This window comes from Blautia sp. LMAG:89, from assembly GCF_008679485.1.
GTDB classification, from domain to species: Bacteria; Bacillota; Clostridia; order Lachnospirales; family Lachnospiraceae; genus Blautia_A; species Blautia_A fusiformis.
The window spans coordinates 223,830-243,566 of record NZ_NANC01000003.1; the positions used below are offsets into that span (position 1 = coordinate 223,830).

At 45.9% G+C, this 19,737-nt stretch carries 15 protein-coding genes and 1 other annotated feature; all 15 genes read left to right on the top strand.

The genetic code is table 11. The features are described from left to right. The first annotated feature begins 4 nt into the window (after positions 1–4). The 15 genes from CCC70_RS01270 to mfd all read left to right on the top strand — a co-directional run bounded on the left by CCC70_RS01270 (position 5) and on the right by mfd (position 19,700). Entirely contained in the window at positions 5–739 is a 735-nt protein-coding gene (locus tag CCC70_RS01270) for a class I SAM-dependent methyltransferase (RefSeq protein WP_287084127.1), read from the top strand. Beyond that, positions 720–1,811 carry a hypothetical protein gene (locus CCC70_RS01275; RefSeq protein ID WP_243006107.1) on the top strand — a complete coding sequence of 364 codons (1,092 nt, stop codon included), beginning with the start codon at positions 720–722 and terminating at the stop codon, positions 1,809–1,811. The genes CCC70_RS01270 and CCC70_RS01275 overlap by 20 nt, the downstream gene beginning before the upstream one ends. A gap of 4 nt (positions 1,812–1,815) precedes the next feature. Next, a complete protein-coding gene (locus CCC70_RS01280) occupies positions 1,816–2,748 on the top strand; it encodes a DMT family transporter (protein WP_118169607.1) in 933 nt (310 codons plus the stop codon). A gap of 232 nt (positions 2,749–2,980) precedes the next feature. Beyond that, positions 2,981–3,517 carry a nitroreductase family protein gene (locus tag CCC70_RS01285; protein ID WP_092072068.1) on the top strand — a complete coding sequence of 179 codons (537 nt, stop codon included), beginning with the start codon at positions 2,981–2,983 and terminating at the stop codon, positions 3,515–3,517. A 201-nt stretch (positions 3,518–3,718) separates the two neighbouring features. Next, on the top strand, positions 3,719–4,747 hold the full coding sequence (locus CCC70_RS01290) for an alpha/beta fold hydrolase (RefSeq protein WP_015525502.1): 1,029 nt from the start codon (positions 3,719–3,721) through the stop codon (positions 4,745–4,747). A 201-nt stretch (positions 4,748–4,948) separates the two neighbouring features. Continuing rightward, positions 4,949–6,346 (top strand): alanine/glycine:cation symporter family protein, encoded by a 1,398-nt coding sequence (locus CCC70_RS01295; protein ID WP_015525503.1) that lies wholly within the window; start codon positions 4,949–4,951, stop codon positions 6,344–6,346. Between the two features lie 86 nt (positions 6,347–6,432). Continuing rightward, positions 6,433–6,679 (top strand) — a binding site (T-box leader). Positions 6,680–6,764: 85 nt separating this feature from the next. After that, entirely contained in the window at positions 6,765–7,268 is a 504-nt protein-coding gene (locus CCC70_RS01300; RefSeq protein ID WP_118514171.1) for a TRAP transporter small permease, read from the top strand. Further along, positions 7,269–10,601 carry a TRAP transporter large permease subunit gene (locus CCC70_RS01305; protein ID WP_173745617.1) on the top strand — a complete coding sequence of 1,111 codons (3,333 nt, stop codon included), beginning with the start codon at positions 7,269–7,271 and terminating at the stop codon, positions 10,599–10,601. A gap of 226 nt (positions 10,602–10,827) precedes the next feature. After that, entirely contained in the window at positions 10,828–11,760 is a 933-nt protein-coding gene (locus CCC70_RS01310) for a GTP-binding protein (RefSeq protein WP_287084128.1), read from the top strand. Continuing rightward, positions 11,744–12,856, top strand: coding sequence for a DUF3878 family protein (locus CCC70_RS01315; protein ID WP_287084129.1), 1,113 nt, complete (start codon positions 11,744–11,746; stop codon positions 12,854–12,856). Before CCC70_RS01310 ends, CCC70_RS01315 begins: the two co-directional genes overlap by 17 nt. A gap of 136 nt (positions 12,857–12,992) precedes the next feature. Beyond that, the gene (locus CCC70_RS01320; RefSeq protein ID WP_015525508.1) at positions 12,993–13,226 is read left to right on the top strand and encodes a hypothetical protein; all 234 of its coding nucleotides are present in this window, start codon (positions 12,993–12,995) and stop codon (positions 13,224–13,226) included. A gap of 212 nt (positions 13,227–13,438) precedes the next feature. Then, positions 13,439–14,635, top strand: coding sequence for a CobW family GTP-binding protein (locus tag CCC70_RS01325; RefSeq protein ID WP_114001534.1), 1,197 nt, complete (start codon positions 13,439–13,441; stop codon positions 14,633–14,635). Between the two features lie 122 nt (positions 14,636–14,757). Continuing rightward, the gene (locus tag CCC70_RS01330) at positions 14,758–15,708 is read left to right on the top strand and encodes a TIGR03943 family putative permease subunit (protein WP_021651300.1); all 951 of its coding nucleotides are present in this window, start codon (positions 14,758–14,760) and stop codon (positions 15,706–15,708) included. A 79-nt stretch (positions 15,709–15,787) separates the two neighbouring features. Then, positions 15,788–16,366 (top strand): aminoacyl-tRNA hydrolase, encoded by a 579-nt coding sequence (gene pth, locus CCC70_RS01335; protein WP_015525511.1) that lies wholly within the window; start codon positions 15,788–15,790, stop codon positions 16,364–16,366. A 7-nt stretch (positions 16,367–16,373) separates the two neighbouring features. Then, complete coding sequence (mfd, locus tag CCC70_RS01340) at positions 16,374–19,700, top strand: transcription-repair coupling factor (protein ID WP_287084130.1); 3,327 nt, start codon at positions 16,374–16,376, stop codon at positions 19,698–19,700. The last annotated feature ends 37 nt before the right edge of the window (positions 19,701–19,737 follow it).

Below are 19,737 nucleotides of genomic sequence, written 5' to 3' on the forward strand. Positions count from 1 at the left end.
GGAAATGAATGATAAAATCGCAGTCTGTCTTGGAAAGGGCGGACAGAGAGATATGGTGGAAGCCTTTTGCAGGAGGACCGGAGCGCAGCTTCAGGATAAGCCGGGAGATTTTCTGACGGTGCGGTTTGATTCCAGGGGCGTTTCGCTGTCCGGTTTCGGGCTGACCTATCAGGGGGATTTTGTGGAGACGATGCTTCACAGAGTTACCAGAGGCAGACTTCAGCATGAGATGCTGGTGAAGGCGGTGAAGTCAGATAAGGAGGGAAGGAAGGCCATCGATGCTACGGCAGGAATGGGTGAGGATGCCTTTCTTCTGGCAGCTCAGGGCTATGAGGTGACGCTGTACGAGCAGAATCCGGTGATCGCAGCCCTTCTTAAAGATGCCATTCGCCGTGCCAGAAAAAATATGGATCTGAAAGATATTGCCGGTCGTATGAAGGTGATTGAGGGAAACAGTGTAGAAGGTATGTCAAAGCTTCTTGATCCTGTAGACGTGATCTATCTGGATCCCATGTTTCCGGCAAGACAGAAATCCAGCCTGATCAACAAGAAACTTCAATTGATCCAGAAGCTGGAACCACCGTGTTCCGGGGAAAAGGATCTTTTTGATGCAGCTATCAGAGCAAATCCGGATAAGATCATTGTCAAGCGTCCGCTGAAAAGTGAATGTCTTGCCGGCCGGGAGCCGTCTTATACATTGAAGGGGAAGGCAATACGATATGACTGCTATGTATTATAAAGTCAGACACTATCAATACAAAAATCGAATTGGAAACCTTAGGGCTGAAGCTGTAGGCGTGGTAAGCGGGGAAAAACATTTCCCTATATTTCCGGGAAATATGATCTTCAAGCCACTGACGAAATCCAAACCATTTTCCACGCCACTGTATGCTTATGCAGAGGTATTCTGGTCAACGATCATTAATGAATATTTCATGCCTGCGCCCAGGTATGAACTGGCCATTTGTGAAGGATATGAGGCAGCAAATGAAAAATATCTTGATTACGGAACGACAGTACCCATGGCATATAAAGAAGGGGAAAACCTTTTGAATCTTCTGGAATTTTTTCGAAAATATCCGGATGAAAAGGTGGACATAGATAATTATGTAAACTATTGCCAGATGTTTTATGATTATAGAGATATTTTTGAGGCTGATTTTTTTCAGGAGCATCAGGAAATGGCGGAACAGCTTGCCATGCAGGTACTGATCTCTGTCCTGAAAGGAGACCAGAATTATCACTATGAAAATGTAGCATTTCTCTGTGATAAAGATGGTGGGATCATAAGTCTTGCACCTATGATCGATCATGAATTTTCTACGTATTTTATGTTTCCGGACGATATTTCCCGTCATGTGTACTGGCTGATGGAATTAAGCAAATCCATCCGCGGATGGGAAGTCCGGCCTGGGGAATATGATAATTTCAAAGATCCGGAGGAACGGAAACTAATGGAAAAAAGTGCCACCTGTATTCATAAAAATCTCCTCTATATAAAAGAACATTATCCGCAGACAACGGAAGAATTTCTGGATAAAGCAGAAAAACTGAAAACGGCATTGACGGAAGCTTCAGAGGATTTTCTGATCCGGGGAAATACGGAATATCCGGACTGTGCGGATTCCAGTGCCTGGCTGATCGGAAAAGCCCGATACAAGGACAAAGATGAAGAGAAAGCCAGCGCTTATGAGGCGGAATTATACGGAAAGGGGAAAAAACTTGATTTCCGGGACGTAAGTATCAGTGCAATAAATGAAATAAAAGCTGTGATCAGTCAGATGGAAGAAGTTTTGAGAAAGAGAGAATAAACAAATGGAACAAACAAAAATAATATTAAAAAAAACCTGGGTGGTGGCAGTGCTTGCCTGCGTCTGCTGTCTTCTCTGGGGGAGTGCGATCCCGCTGATCAAGACAGGATACCGTCTGATGCAGATGGATTCTGCAGATACGGCAAGTCAGATCGTTTTTGCAGGAGTGCGTTTTGCACTGGCAGGAATCCTTGTACTGATCTTTGCATCTTTGCGTGAGCGCAAGGTTCTGCTTCCCGATCGGACTGTTTTGAAATATGCGGTGCCGGTATGTATGGCTCAGACGGTATGTCAGTATTTCTTCTTTTATATAGGTGTGGCACATACCTCCGGTGTAAAAGGCGCTATTATCACAGGTCTTGGGAATTTTATTGCGATCCTGCTGTCCTGCCTTGTTTTTCACAAGGAAAAAATGACCGGGCGAAAGATGCTTGGCTGTATCCTGGGTTTTGCAGGCGTGGTCGTGATCAATCTTATGGGAAATTCTCTGGATGCAGGTTTTAGGATTACAGGAGAAGGATTTATTCTGATCGCGCAGTTTTCTTACGGAATGTCCACGGTGCTGATTAATATTTTTTCCAGAAAGATATCTCCGGTGGTACTCAGCGGAACGCAGTTTACCATGGGCGGGATCATTCTGTTCCTGATCGGAAAAGGGATGGGAGGACATCTCGGAAGCGTAAACGCTGCCGGTATCGGGATCATCTTTTATCTGGCAATGGTGTCTGCGGTGGCCTATACACTGTGGTCAGTGCTGCTTGCCTGGAACGATGTATCCAGGGTAGCGATCTTTGGCTTTGTAAATCCTTTGTTCAGTGTGATCCTGTCTGCACTGGTTCTGGGAGAGGTACGTCAGGCATTTAATATGGGAAGTCTCATCGCACTGTTTCTTGTCTGTGTGGGAATTTATGTGGTAAATCAAAAAAAATCTTCATAAGTGGTATTGCAGTTATTGTTCCCAGGCAATATTTTTTGAAGTGTGTTACTGAGAACGGAGCGAACAGTAACGGTCGCAGAATGAACAGTAATGATGCCGGAGTTCCGAAATTGATTTCAATACGGCATTGTGTTAAAATAGTTCCATAAAAAGTGTGAACATATAAATCCGTGCCGGAATAACTGCAGGATCCGGAAGCAGATCCTGCACCGGACAGATAAGGAGGAAAAATATGGAATTTCAGAAACTGATCGAAGAGAGAAGGACCATCCGTAAATACAGCCCGGAGAGCAGGATCACAAAAGAAGATCTTCTTGCAGTGATCCGGGCAGCTCAGGAAGCACCCAGCTGGAAAAATTCCCAGACCGGAAGATATTATTGTGTAATGTCCGAAGAGATGGTGGAGAAGGTCAGCAGAGAATGTCTGCCGGAAATGAACCAGGCAAAAGCAGAGAATGCCTCCCTGATCGTTACAACCTTTGTACATAACCATGCCGGATTTCAGAAAGACGGAACACCGGATAATGAGCTCGGAAACGGCTGGGGTTGCTATGATCTGGGACTTCAGAACGAGAATCTTATCCTGAAGGCAAAGGAGCTTGGATATGGAACCCTGATCATGGGACTTCGTGCCGGAGACAAACTCCGTGAGATCCTTTCCATTCCGGAAACAGAAACGGTAGTGGCAGTGATCGCCATCGGAAAAGCAGCCGAAGAGCCTGCAAGACCGAAACGTAAAGATGTGGAAGATATTGTGAGATTCTATTAAATAATAGAAGAAATGCCCGGTACATATCAAAATGTTCGGGCATTTTTTAACAGAAATTAAAGAGCAAAATGGTCTGAAAAGGATTGCCTGAAGGAATGAATTCTGTTATCCTGTAAGAAAACAGCTGTAACAACATGGAAGGATTTTGAAAAGCAGAGTTTGGGAGAAAAAAGCAATACAGTAGGGAGGTTTTTAACCAATATGCAGATCATACATGAAAATGAATACGAAGAAACCATGAAAAATATCGTAACGCCATATCTTCTGTCACACAGAAGGGAACTTTATGTACCAGGTGCGGATTATCCGTTTCGTAACGAAAGCAAACGGATCACAGGTAAGATCCATATGCTGCAGTATCTGTCTGATATTGATATGCCTAAAGGTGTGGTAGTCATCAGCCACGGATTCACAGAATCAGCAGTGAAATATGATGAAGTGGCCTATTATTTTCTTAAGGAAGGCTATCATGTATATATTCCGGAGCATTGCGGTCATGGCCGCAGCTATCGCCTTACCGCAGACCCGTCTCTGGTCCACATCGATACATGGAGAAGATATATCCGCGATTTTCTGAAAGCATGCCGCTATATAAAGAAAGCACATCCGGATCTGTCACTTAACTTGTATGCACATTCCATGGGTGGTGCCATCGGTGGTATTGCTGCAGCCTGGGAGCCGGACTGGTTTCACAAGGTGATCCTTTCTTCTCCGATGATCCGTCCTCTTACAGATAATGTTCCGTGGCCGGCAGCCACCGGCATAGCTCTGGAGAAATGCATTTTCGGAAAAGATGAGGAATATGTAGCTGGCCGAAAGCCTTACGATGGCAGCGGTTCTTTTGAGACAAGCTCCGCAACATCAAAACCAAGATACGAGCGATACAAAAATCTCCGTGCAGAACATAAGGAGCTCCAGACCTGGTCTCCATCCTACGGCTGGCTCTGGGCTTCTGCGGAAATGAGCTGGTATCTGCGTCTCTACGGATGGAAAAAATATACGGCACCAATGCTGCTCATCCAGGCCCAGACGGAAGATCTGGTGTCTGTCCGTGCCCTGAAAAATTTTGCCGGAAAGATCAATCGCCAGGGAAAAACAAGCTGTGATTATATCCATATGATCGGAACAAAGCATGAGATCTATGGAAGCAGAGGTAAGATCCTGGAGAAATACTGGGGATATATATTTACATTCCTGGACGATACGGAAAATGATATTGATCACAGATAAGTATTTTTACTACAGGTGTATCACATATTTAACAACAGGATTGGCAGCTTTTATTCACTTCCTTTCTTTATCATAGTAAAATTATAAAGCTTTTCTCTTATACATTCGACAAAAAATGTGATATAATCTAACGAATCGTCTTTTTGTACAGACAAACGTACAATCCAAAAAGACAAAATTAAATAAGGGAAGGATTATAGAATGTTATCTGTTATTGAATCAGTGAATGCTGCCGTAAACAATTTTATCTGGGGCGTTCCTGCGATGATCTGTATTATTGGTGTAGGTCTTTATTTAAGTATCCGCACGAATTTTCTCCAGATTCGGAAATTTCCCTATGCCATCAGGGTCACTATCGGACGTATGCTTCGGAAAAGAGAAGCTTCCGATGGAAGTCTGACACCGTTTCAGGCTGTTTGTACGGCGTTAGCTGCTACCGTGGGAACGGGAAATATTGCAGGTGTGGCAGGTGCTATTGCCATCGGAGGACCGGGAGCCGTATTCTGGATGTGGATTTCCGCACTTCTTGGAATGTGTACAAAGTTTTCAGAAGTAACACTTGCGGTACATTTCCGCGAAACCAATGCCAACGGAGATCTGGTTGGAGGACCAATGTATTACATTAAGAATGGTCTAAAAAAACACTGGCACTGGCTGGCATATCTGTTTTCCGCTTTTGGTGTGCTTACTGTTTTCGGAACCGGAAATGCAACCCAGGTTAATACCATTACAACAGCTATTGATTCTGCACTGATCAATTACAATGTGATCGCTGCAGACAATACTTCTACGGTAAACCTTGTTATGGGGATCATCCTTGCGATTCTTGTGGCAATGATCCTGCTTGGCGGAATCAAAAGGATCGGCCAGGTTACAGAAAAGCTGGTACCGTTTATGGCATTGTTTTATATTATTCTTGCCGTCGGTGTAGTTATCATCAACTGGAAAAATGTTCCGGGTGTTTTCAGCGCTATCATCAGAGGGGCATTTAATCCGGCATCTGTGACAGGCGGCGTAGTAGGAAGCTTTTTCATGAGTATGAAAAAAGGTGTTTCCAGAGGTATTTTTTCCAATGAGGCAGGTCTTGGTACCGGTTCCATCGCACATGCCTGTGCAGACACCAGAAAACCTGTAAAACAGGGATTTTTCGGGATCTTTGAGGTATTCACGGACACGATCGTGATCTGTACGCTGACAGCGCTTGTCATCCTCTGCAGCGGGGTGCCGGTTGGTTATGGCGCAGCAGCAGGAGCGGAGCTTACCATCAGCGGTTTTACCAGTACATACGGAAACTGGGTTTCCATCTTTACAGCAGTTGCCATGTGCTGCTTCGCATTTTCCACTATCATTGGATGGGGACTTTACGGAGCCAGATGTGCGGAGTTCCTTTTTAAGGAAAAAGCTATCAGACCTTTTATGGTACTGTACTCTCTGGTAGCGATCATCGGCGCAACTGTTGACCTTGGACTTCTCTGGAGTATCGCAGAGACCTTCAACGGTCTGATGGCGATCCCTAACCTGATCGCAGTATTCCTGCTTTCCGGTGTGGTTGTAAAGCTTGTGAAGGAGTACTTCGCCGGAGAAGGAAAGAACGCCTGAAGGAGTTTTTGAAAAAAAAACTTGACTATCAAAACAAACAGAGTTAGAATTGGTTTAACTCATTAAAGAGTTAACACATAACAGAAGTAAATTCCATGAAGGGAATCAGTAAAGACAGAGGAACCGTCTTCAGAGAGCTGTGACTGGTGTGATGCAGCGTCGGAACTGCCTTGAATATCATCCCTGAGAAGGAAAGCCGAAAGTTTCAGACAAGTAAGTAGGTTTTCACGGGTGCTTCCCGTTACAGAAGTCGCGTATGCCGGTACGTTGCAGAATCGTGCTTGTTTCAATGGAGAAACAGGGTGGTTGCGGAATTTTATATCCGTCCCTGAAAGGGGACGGATTTTTTTATCCAAAAACATTTTAAACCACGGGGTAAGGATCTGAAACCGGAAAAATATACAAAAGGGGAAAGAGTATGAAAGTGTACAAAAAACTCATGAACGCACTTGCAGCAGTAGAAAAAATCGTACTGGTCATTTCCACCCTGCTGATCCTTGTGCTGACTGTGGGAAATGTATTTTCCCGCAAGGTCATCCATCGCTCATGGTCTTTTACAGAAGAGCTTGTTGTAGCGGTGTTTGTTCTCATCACACTTCTGGCAGCAGCACTTGCCTGCCGTGAAAAGGGAGGACTGGTAAGTCTGACACTGGTTACGGACCGTCTTCCGAAAAAACTGGAAAAACCATCTGTGATCCTGATCACGGTCCTGTGCATTGTTTTTTCTGCAATTTTATTTAAGTATGGAATGGACAAAGTTCTTACACAGCTGGCAAACGGCAAGAGAACTTTCGTACTGAACTGGCCGGAGTGGATCTTCTGGTCCTTTGTGCCGATCGGAGCAGGCTGCATGATCCTTCATTTTATTGAGTACTGCCTCGACTTCTGCCTGAAAAAAGATGATGAAAAGGAGGACAAATAAATGATCAGTGCAATCTTATTTATCTCCTTCTTTGTTTTCCTGATCCTGGGACTTCCCATTGCGATTTGCTTAGGTCTGTCATCTGTATGTGCCATCCTTTATTCCGGCACATCTCTGACGATCGTAGCTACAAATATGTACTCCGGAATCAGTAAATTTCTGCTTCTTGCTATCCCGTTCTTTGTTCTGTCCGGAAACATTATGGCAAAAGCCGGTATTTCCAAACGACTGATCAACTTCGTAGATACCTGCGTAGGACATAAAAAGGGCGGTATCGCCATTGTATGTGTTATCGTAGCCTGCTTCTTCGGAGCGATCTCTGGTTCCGGTCCTGCAACTGTTGCGGCACTTGGAGCAGTTCTGATCCCGGCTATGGTTGAGCAGGGCGGTTTCTCCGCACCGTTTTCCACGGCATTGATGGCAACTTCCAGTTCCATCGCCATTGTCATACCGCCGAGTATCGCATTCGTTGTATATGCTTCCATCACAGGCGTATCTATTGCAGATATGTTTATGGCTGGTATCGTTCCGGGACTTCTGATGGGTGTTGCTCTTGTGATCATTGTTATGATCGAGGCAAAGAAGCATAACATTCAGCCATCCCGTGAAAAAGCTTCCGCAAAAGAGCGCTGGGATACATTTAAAGATGCATTCTGGGGATTCCTGATGCCGGTTATCATCCTCGGAGGAATTTACGGTGGTATCTTTACACCAACTGAGGCTGCAGCCGTATCTGTTGTTTACGGTCTGTTTGTTGGTATGGTGATCTACCGTGAGGTTAAGCTCAAAGATCTGTTTGACATTCTTGTGGATTCTGCAAAGACAACTGGTGGAATCATGCTGATCGTAGCGAGTGCTTCCCTGTTCTCTTTTGTATGTACCAAGTTTGGTATTGCAAATGCGGCATCTGAGCTTCTTGCCGGCATTGCACATAATCAGTTTACCTTCCTTCTGATCGTAAACATCATTTTCCTGATCGCAGGATGCTTCATTGATGCAAACTCTGCGATGTACATTTTTGTACCGATCATGCTTCCGGTATGTAAGGCTCTGGGCTATGATGTGGTAGCATTCGGTGTTATGGCAACAGTTAACCTTGCGATCGGACAGGTAACACCTCCGGTAGGTGTAAATCTTTTCGTTGCCATCAGTATCAAGATCAAAAAAGGTCTGGAGGTTACTCTTCAGCAGATCTCCAGAGCAGTTATGCCGATGATCGCTGCATCCGTTGCAGTTCTTCTGATCATCACTTATATTCCGGCTGTTTCCACAGCTCTTCCGAAGGCTCTTGCAAAAGAGGGCTCCTATACAGGAGACCAGTCTTCTGACACAGAAAGCCAGAGTTCCAAGGATTCCGGAGACGGAAGTGATTCCTTTAATACCATCGCGGATTACAGTGATCTTGACTGGCCGGAGATGACATGGAACTTCGCATGCTCTACAACTGAAACAAGTACCTGGGCTGACGGAGGACGTAAGTTTGGTGAGCTTATGGAAAAAGCAACCGGCGGAAAAGTCAAGGTTAATATTTACGCAGCAGATCAGCTGACAAACGGAAATCAGTCCGAGGGAATCCAGGCACTGATGAACGGAGACCCGGTACAGATCTCCATGCATTCCAATCTGATCTACTCTGCATTTGACCCGAGATTCAATGTAGTATCCCTGCCGTTTATCTATGATTCCTACGATGACGCAGATGCAAAATTTGACGGTGAGGCCGGAGAAAAGCTGAAAGAGATCCTTGGTGAGTACGGACTTCATTGTATGGGAATCGCAGAGAACGGTTTCCGTGAGCTGACAAACAGCAAGCATGAAGTAAAAACAGTAGACGACATGAAGAACCTGAAGGTTCGTGTGGCCGGTTCCAACCTTCTTATGGAATGCTATAAGAGATGGGGTGCAGATGCCACAAATATGAACTGGTCTGAGACATACACAGCACTTCAGCAGAATACGGTAGAGGGTGAGGAGAACCCGTTGCCTGCGATCGACGCAGCCAGTGTACAGGAGGTACAGCCGTACTGCTCCATGTGGGATGCAATCTATGATTGTCTGTTCTTCTGTATCAACCAGGATATCTATGACAGCCTGACACCGGAACAGCAGCAGGTTGTTGATGAGGCAGGCCAGAAGGCTGTTGAGTATGAGCGTTATATCAACCGTTCCGGCGACGAGGAGATCATGAGCCGCTGGGAGAAGAGCAACGGTGTGACCTTTACAAAGAAAGAGGATATGGATATCGATTCCTTCAAGAAAGCAGTAGACGGAATCGACGACTGGTTTGTAAAGGAGCTTAAGAGTGCAGGCTATGACGATGCACAGGATCTTGTAGATCTGTTTACAGAGGATTCGGTAGATACCGTGGAGGATTACAGTGATCTGAACTGGCCTGAGACAACCTGGAACTTTGCATGCTCCACAACGGAGACAAGTACCTGGGCTGATGGAGGACGTAAGTTCGGTGAACTCATGGAAAAGGCTACCGGAGGAAAGGTCAAGGTTAACATTTACGCAGCGGATCAGCTGACAAACGGAAATCAGTCCGAGGGAATCCAGGCATTGATGAACGGAGACCCGGTACAGATCTCCATGCATTCCAATCTGATCTATTCTGCATTTGATCCACGCTTCAATGTGGTATCCCTGCCGTTCATCTATGATTCCTACGATGATGCAGATGCGAAGTTTGACGGAGAGGCCGGAGACAAGCTGAAGGAGATCCTTAACGGCTACGGACTTCACTGTATGGGTATTGCAGAGAACGGATTCCGTGAGTTGACAAACAGCAAGCATGAGGTAAAATCTGTAGATGATATGAAGAATCTGAAGGTTCGTGTAGCAGGCTCTAATCTTCTTATGGAGTGTTATAAGAGATGGGGGGCAGATGCTACAAATATGAACTGGTCCGAGACCTACACAGCACTTCAGCAGAATACGGTAGAGGGCGAGGAGAATCCGTTGCCCGCCATCGATGCAGCCAGTGTACAGGAGGTACAGCCATATTGCTCCATGTGGGATGCAATCTATGACTGCCTGTTCTTCTGCATCAACCAGGATATTTATGATGCGCTGACACCGGAGCAGCAGGCTGTTGTTGATGAGTGCGGCCAGAAAGCCGTAGAGTATGAGCGTTATATCAACCGTTCCAGCGATGATGAGATCAAAGCACGCTGGGCAGACAAAAACGGTGTGACCTTCACAGAGAAAAAGGACATGGATATCGATTCCTTTAAGAAAGCAGTAGACGGTGTAGATGACTGGTTTGTTCAGGAACTGAAAAAACAGGGCTATAATGATGGTCAGGATCTGGTAGATCTGTTTACAAAGTAATCTTCATATATGTTTATAAAAAAGATAAAATAGCCGGAAAGAGGCAGTTCTGAGAGGATTTTTCAGGACCGCCTCTTTTCTTTGCGGAAAAAAGATTATATACTGATAGCAGTCCGGCATTTGTCGGGCAGGAGATTGTTGAAATATGACCGGAACATAAGTAAAGTATATATTCGCATTTATTTTACTGTATGCTCCGGAGAGTTGATAAAGTAAAGGAAGAAATATGATAAAGATCGATCTGATAACCGGATTTCTCGGATCCGGAAAGACAACATTTATAAAAAAATATGCCTCCTATCTTCTGAAAAAAGGCATGAACATCGGGATCCTGGAAAATGATTTCGGGGCAGTGAATGTGGATATGATGCTGCTTCAGGATCTGATGGGTGACAACTGTGAGTTGGAGATGGTTTCCGGCGGTTGTGATGCGGACTGTCACAGAAGGCGATTTAAGACAAAGCTGATCGCCATGGGAATGTGCGGTTACGACCGTGTCATCGTAGAACCATCCGGAATCTTTGATGTGGATGAGTTCTTTGACGCCCTCCATGAGGAACCGCTGGATAAATGGTATGAGATCGGAAATGTGATCGCCATTGTGGATGCGAAGCTGGCAGAGGATCTTTCTGCGGAAGCGGATTATCTGCTGGCTTCCGAGGTGGCAGATGCAGGCTATGTATTACTGAGCAGGAGCCAGGAAGCCACGGTGGAAGAGATCAGCAGCACAAAAGAGCATCTCAACCGTGCACTTGGCCAGATCCAGTGCAGGCGCCGTCTGGACAGTGAGATCCTCACCGGAAACTGGGATGATCTCACAGACACAGACCTGGAAAAGATCCTGGATTGCGGGTATGTGGCAGAGGATTACGTGAAGGAATCCTATGCGGAAGGCGGCGGATTTGATTCTCTGTTTTTTATGAACGTTCATAAAAGCGAGGAGGAACTTCATGAAACTGCAGAAAGGATCCTGAATGATCCATCTTGCGGAGATGTTTTTCGCGTAAAAGGTTTTCTCAGAAAAGAAGATGGACAGTGGCTGGAGCTGAATGCTACCCGCCATGAGATCTGCATCCGGCCAACGAAGCTGGGACAGGAGATCATGATCGTTATTGGGGAGAAACTGAATAAAGAGGTAATTGATGGATACTGGAAATAATACTGCAGGAAAAACAGCACCGGAGAGATATGTCTCAGAGAAGGCATTTGAAGAGCTGCCAGATACCTTTCAGAAGCTAGCAGAGCTGCTTGGAGAAGATCAGTTTGAACTGGTGGCAGTGAATGATGAGGAAGATCCTCAGGATCAGAAAGCAGCTTCAGAGAGTGCTTTTTCGGAAGAGATGGCGGAAAAGCCCGATGACAATATATACAGAGTGGATTCTTATGTAAAAAACGGAGAAATCCGCCTTGTGTATCTTATGAATGATGCGGTAGAAAGCTTTCTTGTTTTTGGAAATGCCCGTATGACAGGTGTATACAAACCGGATTACGAGGGCGAGATCCTGGCAGATTTAAGCCGGCAGGGGAGAGAATATATCCTTGTGGTCCACCAGGATGATTCGGTGGTGACTTTGTTTTTTGAAACTCTGTCTCTGGAAAAACATCTCTACGATTACAGCCGGATCGGTCATTTCTGGGTAGAAGGGTATGAATACTTACGGCAGCTGGAATATCGGCTGGCGATCCTCCGCGACAAATATGATTATATAGGCGGGGACAGCTGCAACGCTCTAGAGGAGAAGCTTTCTGCACTGGTGGAATTTCCGCCATTGAATTACTGCTGTTATCCGGCTGTTCCGGAAAAGTATATTGTTCCCAGGGAAAATCCGTGGATTCCCTCGGAAAAGGCATTTGAGGTAATGGGAGAGATCGCAAGGCAGGCAGGAGACCGTACCTTTGTCAGGTGGCTTGAAATTTACCGGAAACTTCCGTTTAAATGGGTAGCACGGAAACTGGCAGGAATGCTTCACCGTACAAAACACATCCAGGTAACGATGTGCCTTTCTGAAAAGCTGCGGGAAGCTTCATCCGGATATGGGAATCGTTCTTTTGGAAAAGAAGCCGATGAAGAACTTAGAGTTCTTACAGAAAAAGCCAGGACAAAGCAGGCAGAGCTGAACGAGCAGGGTATGGGATCCGAAGTACTCAGGGAAGAACCGTTTACCATTGCCAGAGATTCTCTGGGATTTAAGGTTTATCTCATGAAATGGAACAAAGGAAGAAAAGACTGTACCGTTGAAATTGAAGAAATATGACGAAATATATATAGATCCGCAGAGAATATCTGTGAAGTGTTTTTGCCCGGCAGGGATTGCTTTTTTAAAAACACTGGGGTATAATCTAACGGAAAGAGTTAAGAACAGCCCTTTAATAAGAAAGGAGATTTTTAAAATGAAAGTAACACATATTACAGATATTGATAAATTTTTTGAGGTAATTGACAGCTGCAAGGGCAGAGTAGAGCTTGTAACAGGAGAGGGAGACAGACTGAATCTGAAATCCAAGCTTTCCCAGTATGTATCTCTTGCAAACATCTTTTCCGCTGGTGAGATCCCGGAGCTTGAGATCGTTGCAGCAGAGAAAGAGGATATCGACAAGCTTATGAACTTTATGATCAACGGCTGATAGGAAGAACGATTTTCAGGGATGTGAGCTTTTCACATCCCTCTATTAATCTGAATATAAAGCAGAATAGGAATGTCTGTTTTGTAAAATGGATATAATGACAGCAGATACAGAAACAGGTATTTTTTTCTCTGTCATCATGAGCATAACAGGATACAACCAGGGGGTATAATACTTCCTGGTCAAACTACGTTAAAAGGAGTGTATACAAAATGGTTAAAATTGATATTATCTCCGGTTTCCTTGGCGCCGGAAAAACAACTCTGATCAAAAAGCTTCTGAAGGATGGATTTCAGGGTGAGCAGGTAGTGCTGATCGAGAACGAGTTCGGTGAGATCGGTATTGACGGCGGCTTCCTGAAAGAGGCAGGGATCCAGATCCGTGAGATGAACTCCGGATGTATCTGCTGCTCTCTGGTAGGAGATTTCGGAACCTCTCTGAAAGAGGTTGTTACCAAATATGATCCGGACAGGATCCTGATCGAGCCATCAGGAGTTGGTAAGCTTTCTGACGTTATCAAGGCTGTACAGGGTGTTCAGGACGAGGTTGACATTAAACTGAACAGCTATACAACTGTTGTTGATGCAAAAAAATGCAAAATGTATATGAAGAACTTCGGTGAGTTCTTTGATAATCAGATCCAGTATGCAGGTGCTATCATCATGAGCCGTACTGATATTGCAAGTGAGAAAAAGGTTCAGGAGTCCCTGGAGCTTCTCCGCAGCCTGAATAAGGATGCTGCTATCATTACAACTCCGATCGAGAATCTTGACGGTAAGAAGCTGGTAGAGGTTATGGAGCATCCGGTATCCCTGGAGCAGGAGATGCTTGAGGAGGAGCATGAGCATCATCATCACCACGACGGAGAGTGTGGCTGCGGCCATGATCATGAAGAGCATGAGCATCACCATCACCACGACGGAGAGTGCGGCTGTGGCCATGATCATGAAGAGCATGAGCATCATCACCATGACGGAGAGTGCGGTTGTGGCCATGATCATGAAGAGCATGAGCATCACCATCACCATGACGGAGAGTGCGGCTGCGGCCATGATCATGAAGAGCATGAGCATCACCATCACCACGACGGAGAGTGTGGCTGTGGACATGACCACCACCATCATCATGCAGATGAGGTCTTCACAAGCTGGGGCCGTGAGACTATTAAAAAATATACACGTGAGGGACTTGAGAAGATCCTTGAGGCACTTTCCGAGTCTGATAAATACGGTATCATCCTCCGTGCAAAGGGAATGCTTCCGGCAGAAGACGGAACATGGATCTATTTTGATATGGTTCCGGAAGAAACTGAGATCCGTGAGGGTGCACCGGAATATACAGGCCGTCTGTGCGTGATCGGTTCTAAGCTTGACGAGCATGCACTGGAGGAGCTTTTCGGGATCGCATAAAGCATATGATAAAATAAATGTCCGTTTTGACGCAAAGCCAAAGCGGAATACAGATATAGATTGTTACAGAAAGGAAACAGATACTGTACATTAAATCGTACAGTATCTGATGGGATGGATTTATGGAAGAGACCAGAGTACCCGTTTATCTGATCACAGGTTTTCTGGAAAGCGGCAAGACCTCTTTCCTGAGCTTTACCCTGCAGCAGGATTACTTTCAGATCGATGGAAAAACACTGCTGATCCTTTGCGAAGAGGGTGAGGAAGAATATGATGAGGAAGCACTGAAACAGTGCAATACCGTTGTGGAGAGCATTGACAGTGAGGAAGAGCTTACACCGGAACGACTTGCGGCAATGGAGATCCTGCATCAGCCGGAGCGGGTGATCATTGAGTATAATGGCATGTGGCTGGTAAGTAAATTCGAAGAAATGGAAAAACCGGAAGGCTGGGGCGTGGAGCAGCATATCACCTGTGTGGATGCAAGCACATTCCAAGTCTATATGGCGAATATGAAGTCCCTTTTTATGGACATGGTCCGCAATGCGGATATGGTTATCTTTAACCGCTGTCAGGAGAACGATCCGCTTCCTTCTTACAGAAGAAGCATCAAGGTGGTGAACCAGCGTGCGGAGATCATCTTTGAGGATGAAGAGGGCGAGCTTGGTGATCTTTTTGAGGATGAGATGCCATTTGATATTGATGCGCCGGTGATCGATATCCTTCCGGAGGATTATGGTATCTGGTTTGTGGATTCCATGGATCATCCGGACCGTTATGTCGGAAAAACCGTTCACTTTAAAGCACGTGCCCTGAAGCCGCGTGGAATGGGAAGCAAATTCTTTGTTCCCGGAAGAACAGCCATGACATGCTGTGCAGATGATACCACATTCCTTGGTTACATCTGCAAGAGCGCTTTTGCTCCGAAGATCGCAGAAGGCCAGTGGGTGGATGTTACTGCGAAGGTTGCGTTTGAGAAGAGAATGGAATATCAGGGAGAGGGAATCGTACTTTACGCAGAGCATGTAGAAGTTTGTGAGCCACTTGCTGATGAGATGGTATATTTCAACTGATACGATCAGAGCATTTGTATGCCTTAAGGCATAAGAAGGCCTGACATTGAAACAGGTAAATTACAGCTGAGGAGTTTTTATGTATTTAATTGCAGGTTTGGGAAATCCGGGAAAGCAGTATGAGGCTACACGCCACAATATGGGCTTTGACACCGTTGACTGTCTTGTGGAGAAGCATAATATCCCGCAGGGCGGCGTAAAATTTAATGCCATGTATGGAAAAGGTATCATCGGCGGTGAAAAAGCTATTCTGATGAAACCGCTTTCCTATATGAATTTAAGCGGCGGTCCGATCCAGGAGATGTCCGGCTATTTCAAGATCGATCCGGAGACAGAGCTGATCGTGATCTACGATGATATCGATCTGGAGCCTGGGCAGCTTCGTATCCGCAAAAAGGGCAGTGCGGGCGGACATAACGGGATCAAGGATATCATCCGCCGCCTTGGAACTGAAAAATTTATCCGCATCCGTGTTGGTGTCGGTGCAAAACCGAAAGACTGGGATCTGGCAGATTTTGTGCTGGGTCATTTTTCGGACAGTGACCGCAAGCTTGTGGATGAAGGGATCAATGATGCGGCAGAGGCTGTGGAGATGATCCTGTCCGAGGGCGTAGATGCGGCGATGAATAAATATAACAGGAAAAAGCCTAAGAATTGAGGTTTGTATGGAAGCATTTTTGCATCCTCTGCAGGGTCTTGCAGAGTTTGGGGAAATAAAAAAGCGCTGTGGCGCAAACTGCGGAATTCTTAATGTTTCCGGATGCATGGAGTCCCAGAAGGTCCATCTGATGTATGGACTTTCCGGGCTTTTTCCATATCATCTGATCCTTGCGGATGATGAGCGCAACGCAAAGGAAATCTATGAGGATTACCGCTTCTATGACAAAAATGTATATTTTTATCCGGCAAAGGATCTTCTGTTTTTTCAGGCAGATATTCACGGAAATCTTCTGATCCGGCAGCGGATGCGTGTGATCCGGGCACTTCTGGAACAGGAAGAAGTGACCGTTGTTACCAGCATTGACGGATGTATGGATTTCTTGATGCCGCTGGAAAAGATCAGAAGCAGACTTCTTCATTTTAAAAGTGACAGTGTGATCGATCTGGATCAGCTGAAGGAAGAGCTGGTAGAGCTGGGGTATGAACGCACTGGTCAGGTAGAGCTTCCGGGGCAGTTTTCTGTGCGTGGAGGAATCATTGATATCTATCCGCTGACAGAGGATAATCCCTGGCGTATCGAACTGTGGGATGATGAGGTGGATTCTATCCGGAGCTTTGATGCGGAAAGTCAGAGATCTCTGGAAAATGTAGATGAAATTACGATTTATCCGGCCGCAGAAAAGATGGACGGAGAAGATATGGTATCCTTTCTGGAGTATTTTCCGGAAGAAAAAACACTGGTATTTCTGGATGAACTGAACCACCTGGCAGAAAACGGCGAGGGTGTGGAGGAAGAGTACCGTCAGAGTCGTATGCACAGAGAGGAAAAAGGCGAGGCAAATCTTCCGGAGCAGTGGCTATGTGGCTTTCAGGAACTGCAGAAGAAGCTGAACAGACGGAATTGTGTGGCTGTATCCGCACTTTCTCCCAGACGTTCCGGATGGAAGATCAATGAGGAATTTGATCTTACGGTGAAGTCTGTAGATTCTTATAACAGCAGCTTTGAACTTCTGGTAAAGGATCTCCTTCAGTATAAGAGTCAGGGATACCGGATCGCATTGCTCTCCGGTTCCAGGACCAGGGCGGAGCGTCTGGCAAAGGATCTTTCAGAGGAAGGACTGAATGCTTTTTACAGCCAGGACATGGATCGTATCATCAGTCCCGGGGAGATCATGGTGGTCTATGGTCACGCAAGACGTGGCTTTCAGTATCCGCTGATCAAATTTGCAGTGATGACGGAAACCGATATTTTCGGCAAAGAGCAGAAAAAGCGCAAAAAAAAGAAAAAGTACAGCGGAAACAGGATCCAGGATTTTGCAGAGCTTTCCATTGGTGATCTTGTTGTTCATGAAAAGCACGGACTGGGTATTTACCGTGGAATCGAAAAGGTAGAGGTTGACCGTGTTGTGAAAGATTACATCAAGATCGAATACCGGGGCGGCAGTAATCTCTATATCCTGGCAACCCAGCTAGATGCTTTGCAGAAATATTCAGGATCCTCCGAAAATGCAAAAACGCCCAAGCTGAACAAGCTTGGCGGTCAGGAGTGGAATAAGACCAAGAGCCGTGTTAAGGGTGCGGTAAAAAATATCGCAAAAGAGCTGGTAGAGCTTTATGCAGTCCGCCAGGAGAAAGAGGGGTATGTCTGCGGACCGGATACCGTATGGCAAAAGGAATTTGAGGAGATGTTTCCCTATGAGGAGACAGAGGATCAGCTGGCAGCCATTGAGGATACCAAGAGAGATATGGAAAGCACCAGGATCATGGACCGTCTTGTGTGTGGTGACGTTGGTTACGGAAAGACGGAGGTGGCTTTAAGAGCTGCGTTTAAGGCAGTACAGGAAAGCCGGCAGGTGGTTTATCTGGTCCCTACTACCATTCTTGCCCAGCAGCATTACAATACCTTTGTACAGCGTATGAAAGAATTTCCGGTGAAGGTGGAGCTTCTCTGCCGTTTCCGGACATCTGCCCAGCAGAAAAAGACCATCGAAGGGATCAAAAAGGGGCAGGTAGATATTGTGATCGGCACCCACAGAGTTCTTTCAAAAGATGTGGAATTTAAAAATCTTGGACTTCTGATCATTGATGAGGAGCAGCGCTTCGGTGTTACTCACAAGGAGAAGATCAAGCAGATGAAAAAAGATGTGGATGTACTGACGCTGACGGCAACGCCAATTCCGAGAACTCTTCATATGAGTCTCATTGGTATCCGTGATATGAGCGTTCTGGAAGAGCCGCCGATGGATCGTGTGCCGATCCAGACATACGTTATGGAGTACGATGAGGAGACTGTTCGGGAAGCCATCCGCAGGGAGCTTCGCCGGGGTGGACAGGTGTATTACGTATATAATCGAGTCAATGACATTGCCGAAGTAGCCCTTCGGATATCCAGACTTGTGCCGGAGGCCAGAGTGGATTTTGCACATGGACAGATGAGTCAGAGGGAACTGGAGCAGGTAATGTATGATTTTATCAATGGAGATGTGGATGTACTGGTTTCCACCACTATTATTGAGACAGGACTGGATATTTCCAACGTAAACACTATGATCATCCATGACTCGGACAGATATGGCCTTTCCCAGCTTTATCAGCTCCGTGGGCGTGTAGGACGTTCCAACAGGACTGCTTATGCATTTCTGATGTATACCAAAAACAAGATGCTCCAGGAGACCGCGGAGAAACGGCTCAGCGCCATGCGGGAGTATTCAGACCTTGGAAGCGGTTTTAAGATAGCTATGAAGGATCTGGAGCTTCGTGGAGCAGGAAATCTTCTTGGTGCTCAGCAGCACGGGCATATGAATGCAGTTGGTTATGACCTTTACTGCAAGATGCTTAGTGAGGCTGTCAAGGAGGCAAAGGGAATCCGGACTATGGATGATTTCGAGACGACCATTGACCTTAACATCGATGCGTTTATTCCGGATTCCTATATCAGCAACGAGTTCCAGAAGCTGGATATTTATAAGCGTATTGCCGGTATTGAAAGCCAGCAGGAGTATGACGATATGCTGGAGGAGCTGATCGACCGTTTTGGCGAGCCGACAAAAGCTGTGCTGAACCTTCTCGCTATTGCAAGGCTGAAGGCTCTTGCCCATCAGGGATATGTGACGGAGATCAAGCAGCTTGGAAAAGATGTCCGGATCACGCTCTATGAAAAGGCCAAGCTGGATCCTGCAGGTATCCCGGCTATTATGTCACAATACAGGAGAGGTTTGCAGTTTAAGGCTGATCATGAGCCGAAATTTATCCTGACACCACAGGGAAGGCTGATCGAAGAGCTGATGAAGTTTGCGGGGGAGCTGGCAAAACTGGCAGAGCCACTGGAGTAAAGGGAAGAATCAGCTAAGCTTAGGGTTATCCACGGGA

Bases quoted from the DNA above. Each gene is read 5' to 3' on its own strand.
- CCC70_RS01325 (WP_114001534.1), top strand. From the start codon at position 13,439: ATGGTTAAAATTGATATTATCTCCGGTTTCCTTGGCGCCGGAAAAACA.
- CCC70_RS01320 (WP_015525508.1), top strand. From the start codon at position 12,993: ATGAAAGTAACACATATTACAGATATTGATAAATTTTTTGAGGTAATT.
- CCC70_RS01280 (WP_118169607.1), top strand. From the start codon at position 1,816: ATGGAACAAACAAAAATAATATTAAAAAAAACCTGGGTGGTGGCAGTG.
- CCC70_RS01270 (WP_287084127.1), top strand. From the start codon at position 5: ATGAATGATAAAATCGCAGTCTGTCTTGGAAAGGGCGGACAGAGAGAT.
- CCC70_RS01295 (WP_015525503.1), top strand. From the start codon at position 4,949: ATGTTATCTGTTATTGAATCAGTGAATGCTGCCGTAAACAATTTTATC.
- pth (WP_015525511.1), top strand. From the start codon at position 15,788: ATGTATTTAATTGCAGGTTTGGGAAATCCGGGAAAGCAGTATGAGGCT.
- CCC70_RS01330 (WP_021651300.1), top strand. From the start codon at position 14,758: ATGGAAGAGACCAGAGTACCCGTTTATCTGATCACAGGTTTTCTGGAA.
- CCC70_RS01300 (WP_118514171.1), top strand. From the start codon at position 6,765: ATGAAAGTGTACAAAAAACTCATGAACGCACTTGCAGCAGTAGAAAAA.
- CCC70_RS01285 (WP_092072068.1), top strand. From the start codon at position 2,981: ATGGAATTTCAGAAACTGATCGAAGAGAGAAGGACCATCCGTAAATAC.
- mfd (WP_287084130.1), top strand. From the start codon at position 16,374: ATGGAAGCATTTTTGCATCCTCTGCAGGGTCTTGCAGAGTTTGGGGAA.
- CCC70_RS01315 (WP_287084129.1), top strand. From the start codon at position 11,744: ATGGATACTGGAAATAATACTGCAGGAAAAACAGCACCGGAGAGATAT.
- CCC70_RS01290 (WP_015525502.1), top strand. From the start codon at position 3,719: ATGCAGATCATACATGAAAATGAATACGAAGAAACCATGAAAAATATC.
- CCC70_RS01310 (WP_287084128.1), top strand. From the start codon at position 10,828: ATGATAAAGATCGATCTGATAACCGGATTTCTCGGATCCGGAAAGACA.
- CCC70_RS01305 (WP_173745617.1), top strand. From the start codon at position 7,269: ATGATCAGTGCAATCTTATTTATCTCCTTCTTTGTTTTCCTGATCCTG.
- CCC70_RS01275 (WP_243006107.1), top strand. From the start codon at position 720: ATGACTGCTATGTATTATAAAGTCAGACACTATCAATACAAAAATCGA.